The following is a 10972-nucleotide window of genomic DNA, read 5'->3' on the forward strand; positions in this document are numbered from 1 at the left end:
TGGTTATTAAATGGGAGCGAAAAATCAAAAATAAAGGCAATGCTATTTTATCCGGTTTAGCTGCGTAGCAGCTTATTATCGCGGGTCAGAATCGCATCTAACCCTTGAGCAACTGCACCAAAAATTTGAACAGCATCTTCAAAATCAACCAAACCAGAGTTGAAAGCAGATTCCAAAACGGCTCGATCAATAGGACAAATGACCATAGCAGTCAGCGTTTCTAAAACCGCTTGCCGTGCTTGCTCAACGCTGCGAGTATGTTTGCGAGAAATGTAGAAAATATCCGTGAGCGTTGTCGCTGTAACATAACCGATTAGTTGCCCAGCATCGATCGCTTGAAACAACAACTCCGCATCCTGAAAAAATGGCTCTCGCTGCAACAGAAAATCTAGGACAATGTTGGTATCAATTAAAACTTTCACTAAAGATACTTCTCCACCCGTCGCGCTTCCAACATTGCAGCCACGTCCTCATCTGTCGGTGCGGGTTGGTCTGTCTTTAGCAAGCCTCGCATCCGCTGAATCGCACCAGAACGATCGACCCTGGCAACTGGCCGATCTTGTAAGGACTCAATGATGGCGCCCACTAACGCAAGGCGATCGCTCGGTGGCAGTTTGAAAACCAGCTCCTTGACTTCTTGTAGTAACATAGACGGCTCCTAAGATTGAAGGTGTCTACCATCTAGTATGAATGATCGGACGCATATTCTACACACATATTTAAACAGAAACAGATTTCCTCAGCCGTCGCACTGAAAAAAGCTATCTTTATTATATTTGGGAAAAGTTCACTTTAGGGGTGAAAGAGAGCCGAGAGCCGATCGAACACTGGGGCGATCGCACTGATATAATCCAAATATATAATTCTGATGGAACCGGAAACGATATTATTTATATAACAGGATTTAAGGTATGTCTCGCCTGTCTTCCGGCCTACTTTTTGTTTTCTTAGTGCTATTTCCCTCGAAAACCTTCGCCCAAATCATTCCCGATAATTCCCTGGGCCCGGAAAGTTCGCGGACAGTTCCCGATACTATCAATAACATACCCTCAGATAGAATCACTGGCGGCGCAACTCGCGGCGTTAACCTCTTTCACAGTTGGCGCGAATTTAACATCCGTGAAGGGCGGGGAGCTTATTTTGAAAATCCCAGCGGAATTGCTAACATCTTCACCCGCGTTACGGGGCCAAACTCTTCAAATATTTTAGGAACTCTGGGAGTTTTAGGCAACGGAAACTTATTTTTAATTAACCCAAAAGGGATTGTCTTCGGCCCCAATGCGCGGTTAGATTTGCGCGGTTCGTTTATGGGTTCAACGGCTGACAGTATTGTGTTTAAGAACGGCTTTGAATTCAGCAGCACTAACCCGCAAACATCTGCACTGTTAACAGTTAATATTCCCGTTGGTTTAAGATTTCGCGAGAAGCTGGGTGCAATTGTCAATCAATCGACGGCTTTAGGGAAAGTAAACCTGCCAGCCTCCCCTGTGCCAATTCCGATTAGCGATCGAGTTGGTTTAGCAGTAGAACCAGGTCAAACTTTAGCACTCATTGGCGGCGACATCCAACTGCAAGGTGGCAATTTAACCGCCAGCGGCGGACAAATTTTACTCGGTAGCGCAGCCAGTCCCGGTTTAGTTAATTTCGCAATGACAGCGGGGGAAAAGGGAAATTTAACTTTAAATTATGACAATATTCAGAACTTCGGCAATATTCAAATAGCCGAGGGAACCCTTATCAACACTAGCGGAATCGGTGGTGGCAGAGTAGAGTTAAAAGGTGGAAATGTTGCCCTCAGCGGTGCGCGAATTTATGCGCTGACACTGGGAAATATTGACGGTAGAGGTATCGATATCAGCGCTCAAAAGTTGCGAGTAGAAAATGGCACGCAATTTTCTACTTTGACTTTAGGAGATGGTGCAGGAGGCAATATCAACTTCCGGGCTGCTGATTCAGTAGAAATGATCGGGCTGGGAGTTGAGGGCTATCAACAGCTTGCAATTAAATATTTGGTATCGGGAACTACAGACCCATTTGACCCGCTAATGATGCTATTTAATGCGAGTGCTGGTGCTGGTTCGGGGGGGAATATTACGATCGACACCGGCCGCCTGTTCTTCAACAATGGGGTAGTAGGTAGCGGCATCGCTTTTGGCGGTGGAAGGGGCGGAAATTTAATCATTCGCGCCAATACTTTTGAGATGGTGGGTTCTGGAATTAACAACGGGACAGCTAAAGAAAGTAGCGGTGCGGGAGGAAGCATTAGTGTTGATGTCGCGAAATTAATTATGCGCGATGGTTCTATTCTCGGTACGACGAGTTACAGCAGCGGCCCGTCGGGGAATATCAACATTAAAGCTGCTGAATCAGTAGAATTGTCTAACACCGGCCCGACAACAGTTGTGTCAACCGGAATTAGCACGCTGAGTATCGCATCTAACGGCAGGGCGGGGAATATTAACGTCGATACCAAGCGGTTGACTCTCTCTGGAGGTTCGGCGTTTACATTAGGAACGGGTGTTTTAGTGGGCAGGTTTTTGTTTTCTCAGGAGGGCGGGCCTGCTGGAAACTTAACAGTTAGGGCGACTGAATCAGTAGAAATTTCAGGTATTTCTCAACTTTTGAGCAGCGGAATTCAGAATGCGAGTGGATTGAGTTCTGGAACTTTGAGCTCTGGTCGGGGTGGGGATATTCGTATTGATACGCCAAGCCTAACCGTGCGGGATGGAGGGATAGTTTCTACGAGTTCTTTGGGTGTAGGAGATGTGGGGAATATTACTGTTAATGCCGATCGCATTGAGGTCAGCGGCAGCGGAAATAACGGTCTGTTTGTCAGTACAATTGATGCTTCGGTGGGCAAGATATTTGGTGCTAATCCCAATGCTACGGCAAATGCCGGTTCGTTGCATCTGAATGCCGATCGACTAATTGTCAGAGATGGAGCTACAGTGACGGTGCAGGCTACGGGAACCGGACGCGCCGGTAATATCAATATTGTCGCAAATTCGATCGCTCTTGATAACAAAGCGATGATTGACGGCACGACTGTATCGGGTACAGGAGCAAATATTAACCTGCAAGCGCGAGACATCCAATTGCGCCGCAACAGCCGAATTACCACCGATGCAGGCAGTTCTGACGGTGGCAATATCAACATCAACAGCAACATTCTTGTCGCCCTCCCGCAAGAAAACAGCGATATCACAGCCAACGCCCGCACAGCAGGCGGCGGCCGCGTAAATATCGATGTCCCCAATGTCTTCGGCTTTACAGCAGCCAGTCGCGAACAAGTCAGAAGCAGGTTGCGCCTCAGTGATGCCGAATTTGCAGCGTTGCAAGTAAGTCCTACATCTCTGCTTCCAAGCAGCGACATCGCCGCGATTTCCCAAAGTGGCGGCCCGGCTTTGCAAGGGGCGGTAACATTTAGTTCTTTTGGAGTAAATCCCGCTAAAGGTTTAGTGGAACTGCCGCAAAATGTGGTCAATCCGGCTGCGTTAATTGCTGCAAATCCCTGCATCCAAGGGGCCGAGAACGAGTTTACCGTGACTGGGCGGGGGGGATTGCCGCCGAGTCCTCACGATGCCCTCAGCAGCAATTCTAGCGAGTTTAATTGGGTGGAACCAGCGGTAGGTGGAAGTCAGCAAGTAGAAAGCCGCCTAGCATCCATAGCAATTGGGCCAAAAGAAATTATTCCGGCTCAAGGTTGGGTAATGGACGATCGAGGACAAGTAACGCTGTTAGCCTATAATTCTGGTGGTGCATCTATTCGCAGTCCGAAACCGACGGGTGTTTGCGTACCTCAATAGGTAATCTTCAGGTTTTAGCTAACCCGTCGCTATTTTCCTGATACTAAATTAACAGGAATTAAAAGATGCCCCGCCAATCTTGCGCCCTATTGTTTGCATTTTTACTGCTGTGTCCTTTCCCTGCGATCGCCCAAATCATCCCCGATAATAGCTTGGGTGCAGAAAGTTCGCGCACAGTTCCCGATACGATTAATAACTTACCATCGGACAGAATAGAAGGCGGTGCAACTCGCGGCGTTAACCTCTTTCACAGTTTACGCGAATTTAACATCCGCGAAGGGCGGGGAGCATATTTTGCTAATCCCAGCGGAATTGCCAACATCTTCACCCGCGTTACGGGCGGCAACCCTTCTAATATTTTAGGAACTCTGGGAGTTTTGGGAAACAGTAACTTGTTTTTAATTAACCCAAAAGGGATTGTCTTCGGCCCCAATGCGCGGTTAGATTTGCGCGGCTCATTTATCGGTTCCACTGGTACCGGAATTATTTTTGATAATCGCTTTGAATTTAGTGCAGCTAATTCTAATTCAGTACCATTGTTAGCAATCAATATTCCTGTGGGTTTAAGATTTAGAGACAATCCCGGCACAATAGTCAACTCTTCCCAAACAATGGCTCCTACATCAGCCTTACCGCCACTACCCATAGAAATTCCTGCTTTTGAAAAACTCGGTTTAGCAGTAGACCCCGGTCAAACGTTAGCATTAATTGGCGGTGACATTCAACTCCAACAAGGAAATCTAACTGCTTATACCGGACAAATTCTTCTGGGTAGTGTCAAGAGTCCAGGTTTAGTACAATTTGAACCAACAGCTTTAGGTCTGAATTTAAACTATCGCAATATTCAGAACTTCGGGAATATTGAAATGAACGGTGCATTTATAAATACCAGCGGATTAGGAGGTGGGAAAGTCGATATTCGAGGTGGAAATATCAATCTTAGCGGTTCAGGAATTTATGGACTGACACTCGGAAATATAAATGGTAGAGGCATTGACATCAATTCCCAAAACTTGCGAGTAGAGGGGGGATCGCAAATTTTCGCCTCCACACTGGGAGAGGGGAGAGGGAGCGATATCAACATCCGCGCTACTGATTCAGTAGAAATGATCGGGTTGGGAATTGAGGGCTATCAGCAGCTTACAGAAAATTTTCAGACATCTGGAACAGGCAACCCCTTTATTTCGCAAATAGTTCTGTTCACTAGCACTATTGGCAGTGGAGCAGCCGGAGATATTAACATTGAAGCGGGACGGCTGTTGATGAGTAATGGGGTAGTGGGCGGTGCTCCTACTTTTGGTGCTGGGAATGGCGGAAATCTGGCTATCCGCGCCAACACCGTCGAACTTGTCAGTTCAACGCTCTATAACGGAACAACGAAAGAAAGCACTGGTCAAGGCGGAAACATCTCTGTTGAAGCCCAACGGTTAATACTGCGCGATGGCGGTGCTTTTGCCAGCTTCAGCTTGAGTGATGGAGCATCGGGGAATATCGCGATTAAAGCGAGTGAATCTGTGGAATTATCGGGTAGTCTTCCTGGAGGTCTAGGGCAAACTCGGCTCGGCACGAATACTTTTGATGGGAATGGAAAAGGTGGGGATATTACTATCGATACTAAGCGGTTGAGTGTTTCTAATGGAGCCACAATTAGTTTAACGACGGGTGCAATTTTTGGCGAAGTTGTGTTTTCTTCAAGTGGGGGGACGGGAGGAAATTTAACTGCGAGAGCCTCCGAGTCTATAGAAGTGAGCGGCGAGTCAAGATTTTTGGGGAATGCGGGCTATGTAGCAAGTTCTTTTGTTACTCAAACTGCAAGTTCTGGTAGAGGTGGCGATATCAGCCTCTCAACACCTAAACTAACTGTGCAGAATGGCGGCGTTATTTCTGCGGCTTCTTTGGGTATAGCAGATGCAGGAGATATTACAATTAATGCCGATCGCTTACAAGTGCAAGGTATTGGGAGTAACAGTCGGTTGAGGAGTGGAATTGAGGCCTCGGCTGGTAGGGCGTTTAATGCTGTCAATTCCACTGCTAGCGGAAATGCCGGCTCGTTGAATTTGAATGCTAATCAATTGATTCTGCGGGATAGTGCAGTGGTTAACGTTCAATCTTCAGGAACAGGTAGGGCTGGCAATATTAACGTTGTAGCTAACTCAATTGCCCTGGATAATAAAAGCATAATTGATGGCACGACAGTCTCGGGTACGGGGGCAAATATTAACCTGCAAGCGCAAGACATTCAGTTGCGGCGCGGCAGTAGAATCACCACGGATGCAGGTATTTCTGAGGGCGGTAATATCAGAATTAATAGCGATATTTTGGTAGCTTTACCGCGAGAGAATAGCGATATTACAGCTAATGCTCGCACAGCTAGGGGCGGACAAGTTACGGTCAATGTACCAAATATCTTTGGCTTTACAAGCCTTAACCGCGAACAAGCCAGGAGTAGTTTAGGACTGACTGATGCTGAATTTGCAGCGTTGCAAGTAAGTCCTACATCTTTAATTCCTACCAGCGATATTGCGGCGATTTCTCAAAGTAGCGGCCCGGCTTTGCAAGGTAGTGTAACATTTAGTGCTTCTGGGGTGAATCCCGCTCAAGGTTTAGTGGAACTGCCGCAAAATGTGGTGAATCCGGCTGCGTTAATTGCGACAAATCCCTGCATCAGAGGGGCCGATAGCGAGTTTACCGCTACTGGGAAAGGAGGAGTGCCACCGAGTCCTAATGATGCCCTCAGCAGCGCTGCACCGCCGTTTCCTTGGGTGGAAGGGGCAGGAAGAGGGAATAAGGAAGAAGGGATTGAGTTCGAGGGTGGAAATGGTTCGAGGAAAGAAGGCATTCGGCAAGAGGAAGTTGTTGCGGCGCAAGGTTGGGTGGTGAACGCGAAAGGAGAAGTTATGCTTGTTGGATATAATCCGGGTAATGCTGCTGACTCTCGCAATCCTCGACCTAGTTCTGTTTGTGTGCCGCGTTGAAATTAGGTTTTTTTTACCGCAGATGTAGGCGGATTAACGGGGATTAACGCAGATCGAGAATAAGATGTATTTGGGTTAATTAGTAGGTGTGTCTGCGGTTGTAATTTTATTTTCTAAATATGAAGTTTTCACGATCGCTCCGACAAGTAATTCTGTTATTTGTGATTTCCTGTCTGCTATCCGTTGCGATTCCTCCCGGAGTTGCTCAGGTTAATCCACCACCAGCGGTGCAGCTTGTCCGTCAAGCTCGAACTCTGTACCGAGAGGAACGTTTTTCGGAAGCTGTACCGCTGTTGCAGCAAGCGGCGGCGCAGTTTGAGGCAAAAGGCGAAAATCTCGATCGCGCCACAGCTTTGAGCAATTTAGCTGCAACCTACGGGCAGTTGGGGTTTTGGGAAGAAGCAGAAAAAGCTGTGAGTTCGAGTTTGTCGGTTGTGCGAACACAGGCAAAAACTCCCGAACAGCAGCGGATTTTGGCTGAAACTCTCAACATTCAAGGACAGTTGCAACTCGAACGGGGGCAGACTCAAGATGCGATCGAGATTTGGACGCAAGCAGCTCAAATTTTTGAGCAAATCGATAGTAAAAACCAACTTTTTCAAGTTCAAATTAATCAAAGTCGGGCTTGGGAAAATCTCGGGCTTTACCCCAGGGCTTGCAAAATTTTGTTAGCTTCTTTCAAGCTGGAAAACCAAACTTGCGAAATTTCGACGGCGGGTTTGGAAACTTTGAAAAATGGGTCGATTTCCCTCGAACAAGTCCGGGCAATTCATGCTTTAGGGCGGGTGCTGCGGGTTTTGGGACAACTGGAACGATCGCAGGATGTGCTGTCGGTTGGACTGGAAGCAGCCCAAAAATTAGGTGCCCGGCCAGAGGAGGCTGCAATTTATCTCAATCTGGGCAATACGGTACGGGCTAAAAGCAATAAACCGGGTTTGACACCAGAACAGCGAGGTGATTGGGAACGCTTTGCCCTAGAGTATTATGCTCGATCTGCCCAGGCGATGCCGGAGCGATCGCTTTTACAAATTCAGGCAAAGTTAAATCAATTGAGTTTGTTGGTCGATCGCAAAAAATGGTCTGAGGCAGAGGTTTTGTGGCGTTCTATCGAACCTCAAGCCGATCGATTTGGGTCGAACCGCGCCGGACTTTACGCTCAAATTAATCTAGCGCAAAGCTTGATGAAATTAGCTCAGTCGCCTGCGGAAACTTTGAGTTTAACCGATATTGACAAAATGCTCGATCGCTCTGTCGAAAAAGCAAACAGTTTGGGCGATAAACGAATACAAGCTTATATTCTGGCAGCGAAAGGCAAAGTATCGGAAATTCAACAGCAGTATCAGAAAGCGGAAAATCTTACTATTCAGGCTTTGAGTTTAGCACCGGCATTTCAATCTCCCGATATTGCTTACCAATTGTTTTGGCAACTGGGACGGATTCGGAAAACTCAGGGAAATACAGAAGGGGCGATCGTTCAATATACTCAAGCTGTCAATATATTGTCTTCTCTGCGGGGCGATTTGGTGACAGTCAATCCCGAAGTGCAATTTTCGTTTCGGGAAAGTGCCGAACCGGTTTATCGGGAATTAGTCGGGCTGCTTTTGCAAGAGGAATCTCCCAGTCAAGCTAAATTGAAACTGGCGCGCCAAACGGTGGAATCTTTGCAGTTGGCGGAATTGGACAACTTTTTTCGGGATGCTTGCGCTGATGCTAAGCCAAAGTCGATCGAGGAAATCGATCCTGCGGCGGCGGTGATTTATCCGATTATTTTGAGCGATCGTTTGGAGGTAATTTTGTCAATTCCCGGCAAACCCCTGCGCCGCTACACTACTGTGAAGTCTCAAGCTGAGTTGGAAACTGCCTTCAGACAAGCCAAAAATGTCATCAGGCCTGCTGCTTTCCCCCGCGACAGGAGGCAACCCGTCGAACAGGTTTATGACTGGTTAATCCGCCCTGCAGAAGCAGATTTGACCGCCGCCGGGATTAAAACCCTGGTATTTGTGCTCGACGGTTACTTGCGCAATCTGCCGATGGCTGTGCTGCACGACGGTGAAAAGTTTTTGGTAGAAAAATACAGTATTGCTTTGGCGCCGGGACTGCAATTGCTGGCACCGAAACCCCTGAACAAAGTCAAGTTAAAAGTGCTCACCGCTGCCCTTTCGGAAGCGCGTCAAGGCTTCTCGGCTTTGCCGGGGGTGACGCAGGAAATTCAACAAATAGCTGCCGAGATGCCGGCGAGTTCGCTGCTGAATGAAGATTTTGTCAGCGGGCGGTTGCACGATCGAATTAAAGCTTTGTCTTACCCGATCGTCCATTTGGCAACTCACGGTCAGTTTAGCTCGAATGCGGCGGATACTTTTATTGTGACTTGGGACCAGAAAGTGAATGTTAAGGAGTTCGATCGACTGCTGCGAGCCCGCACTGGTGAGAAACAACAGCCGATCGAACTTTTGGTTTTGAGTGCTTGCGAAACTGCTTCAGGCGATAACCGCGCGGCTTTGGGTTTGGCCGGGGCGGCAATTCGATCGGGTGCCCGCAGCACGGCCGCCACCCTTTGGCAAGTCAACGACGAATCTACAGCTATCTTTATGGCTGAGTTTTACAAGCAGCTTGCTTCTTCTAAAACCAGCAAAGCTGAAGCCCTCCGCAACGCTCAATTAACGCTGCTGAAAAACCAACAGTATCAGAATCCGTATTTCTGGGCACCTTTCGTGCTTGTGGGCAATTGGCAGTAATTTAAGATCGGAAATGCGGAATTGGGAATTGGGCATCGGGCATCGGGCATCGGGCATCGGGCATCGGGCATCGGGAATTGGGCATCGGGAATTGGGCTTGCAGTCAACAGACAACAGACAACAGTCAACAGTCAACAGTCAGCAGTCAACAGACAACAGTCAACAGTCAACAGACAACTGACTGAAATGCAGTTGGTTTTTTGTTAAAGTTTGTAAACTGTTAAGAGTGCTTTCCGCATCTAATATTTTTTCGAGGAGTCCCATGAAGCAACTTTTGATTGCTGAGCGCTTTTGCCTGATTGCCCACGTCTTCTCAATGGCTTTTGGATTGGCAGGGTTGCTGCTGATTTTACCTCATCCCGAATTGGTGATGAGTTTGCCGCCAACAGGGCAAACTCTATTCCAGTGGGGGATGGCTGGGGGTGGAGTAGTTTATATCATCTTTGGTGCAGCAGCGGTTGCTCTCTATGCCTTCCGGACGTTGGGTTTGGCTGCAACTCTGACTTTTTTACTACCTTCTGTGTTTTTGTCCTTGAGTAGCGAGTTGTTGGGAACGAGTACGGGTTTTCCCTTCGGCAACTACCACTATTTGAGCGGTTTGGGTTACAAAATTGCAGGGCTGGTTCCGTTTACAATTCCCCTCTCGTGGTTTTATCTGGGACTGGTTTCCTATGTAATTGCTCGCGCTGGAGTAGCTGGCGGTAAAGGTGAACTCAACTGGGTGCGCCAAATAGGGGCGATCGCCCTTGGTGGTTTGCTGCTAACAGCTTGGGATTTTGTACTAGATCCGGCGATGAGTCAAACTTCTGTGCCTTTTTGGGAGTTTGAGGAACTTGGGGCTTTCTTTGGGATGCCTTACCGCAATTTGGCTGGGTGGATGGGTACAGGGGCGCTATTTATGTCTGTAGCAGCTTTCTTGTGGAGAAAAAAACCGATTAAATTAGAGCGATCGGAATTGGGTTTGCCCTTAATTGTTTATTTGGTAAACTTTGCTTTCGGAGCAATTATCACTGTCACTTCCTTGGATTCTCGGTTCTGGTTCCCGACATCGCTAGCTGTGCTTCTGGGTGTTGTTCCGGCGATCGCGTTAAGCTGGATCGCTAAACCTGCAGCAAGTGACGTAACAGAAACAATGCCGGCTTTGGATACATCTGTGCTCGCGGCTGAAATTCCACCTCAGCCCGCGGGCCTTTTGCGCAAGTAAGTCGTTAGTGAGCAACAGCGACTGATTTAGCAAAAACTTACACTAATTTTTGAGCTAGTTTAAAAACCCGGTTTCTACAAGAAACCGGGTTTTTCAGCGGCGATTTTTTCATAGGGTTTCCGGTAGCATCGGAATTATTAGCCAAAATTAGGACACGGCAGTGCCGTGTCCCTTGTATCCCACATTCCGCAGATGTGGGTCGGATTTCTTTATCAGTTGTGAAAACTTGGAAGCCAAACACTTTTAGGCTGA

The 10972-nt window shown here is 47.7% G+C and carries 8 protein-coding genes; 5 read left to right on the forward strand and 3 right to left on the reverse strand.

Features of this window, described 5'->3' with window-relative positions; translation table 11 throughout:
- Window positions 1-56 precede the first annotated feature (56 nt).
- Both QUA99_RS30820 and QUA99_RS30825 read right to left on the reverse strand, forming a co-directional pair.
- On the reverse strand, window positions 57-422 hold the full coding sequence (locus tag QUA99_RS30820) for a PIN domain-containing protein (protein ID WP_333244851.1): 366 nt from the start codon (window positions 420-422) through the stop codon (window positions 57-59).
- Complete coding sequence (locus QUA99_RS30825) at window positions 422-649, reverse strand: hypothetical protein (RefSeq protein WP_333244848.1); 228 nt, start codon at window positions 647-649, stop codon at window positions 422-424. The genes QUA99_RS30820 and QUA99_RS30825 overlap by 1 nt, the downstream gene beginning before the upstream one ends.
- 262 nt (window positions 650-911) lie before the next feature.
- Here QUA99_RS30825 and QUA99_RS30830 point away from each other — a divergent pair, with 262 nt between their 5' ends.
- From QUA99_RS30830 to cruF, 5 genes are all read left to right on the forward strand, one after another.
- Window positions 912-3806: an S-layer family protein gene (locus tag QUA99_RS30830; RefSeq protein ID WP_333244846.1), complete on the forward strand. Its 2895-nt coding sequence runs from the start codon at window positions 912-914 to the stop codon at window positions 3804-3806.
- 65 nt (window positions 3807-3871) lie between these two features.
- Complete coding sequence (locus QUA99_RS30835) at window positions 3872-6781, forward strand: S-layer family protein (protein ID WP_333244843.1); 2910 nt, start codon at window positions 3872-3874, stop codon at window positions 6779-6781.
- 119 nt (window positions 6782-6900) lie between these two features.
- Window positions 6901-9516: a CHAT domain-containing protein gene (locus tag QUA99_RS30840; RefSeq protein WP_333244840.1), complete on the forward strand. Its 2616-nt coding sequence runs from the start codon at window positions 6901-6903 to the stop codon at window positions 9514-9516.
- A 13-nt stretch (window positions 9517-9529) separates the two neighbouring features.
- Complete coding sequence (locus QUA99_RS30845) at window positions 9530-9697, forward strand: hypothetical protein (RefSeq protein WP_333244837.1); 168 nt, start codon at window positions 9530-9532, stop codon at window positions 9695-9697.
- Window positions 9698-9778: 81 nt separating this feature from the next.
- A complete protein-coding gene (gene cruF / locus QUA99_RS30850; RefSeq protein ID WP_333244835.1) occupies window positions 9779-10720 on the forward strand; it encodes a gamma-carotene 1'-hydroxylase CruF in 942 nt (313 codons plus the stop codon).
- Between the two features lie 37 nt (window positions 10721-10757).
- Here cruF and QUA99_RS30855 read toward each other — a convergent pair.
- Window positions 10758-10972 (reverse strand): hypothetical protein (locus tag QUA99_RS30855; RefSeq protein ID WP_333442155.1); only part of this gene is annotated, 215 nt, incomplete at its 5' end.

Source organism: Microcoleus sp. F10-B2 (genome assembly GCF_036704965.1).
In the GTDB taxonomy this organism is placed as follows: Bacteria; Cyanobacteriota; Cyanobacteriia; order Cyanobacteriales; family Microcoleaceae; genus Microcoleus.

Coding starts and splice junctions, on each gene's coding strand:
- QUA99_RS30825 (WP_333244848.1), bottom strand. CDS start 649: ATGTTACTACAAGAAGTCAAGGAGCTGGTTTTCAAACTGCCACCGAGC.
- QUA99_RS30830 (WP_333244846.1), top strand. CDS start 912: ATGTCTCGCCTGTCTTCCGGCCTACTTTTTGTTTTCTTAGTGCTATTT.
- QUA99_RS30835 (WP_333244843.1), top strand. CDS start 3,872: ATGCCCCGCCAATCTTGCGCCCTATTGTTTGCATTTTTACTGCTGTGT.
- QUA99_RS30840 (WP_333244840.1), top strand. CDS start 6,901: ATGAAGTTTTCACGATCGCTCCGACAAGTAATTCTGTTATTTGTGATT.
- QUA99_RS30845 (WP_333244837.1), top strand. CDS start 9,530: ATGCGGAATTGGGAATTGGGCATCGGGCATCGGGCATCGGGCATCGGG.
- cruF (WP_333244835.1), top strand. CDS start 9,779: ATGAAGCAACTTTTGATTGCTGAGCGCTTTTGCCTGATTGCCCACGTC.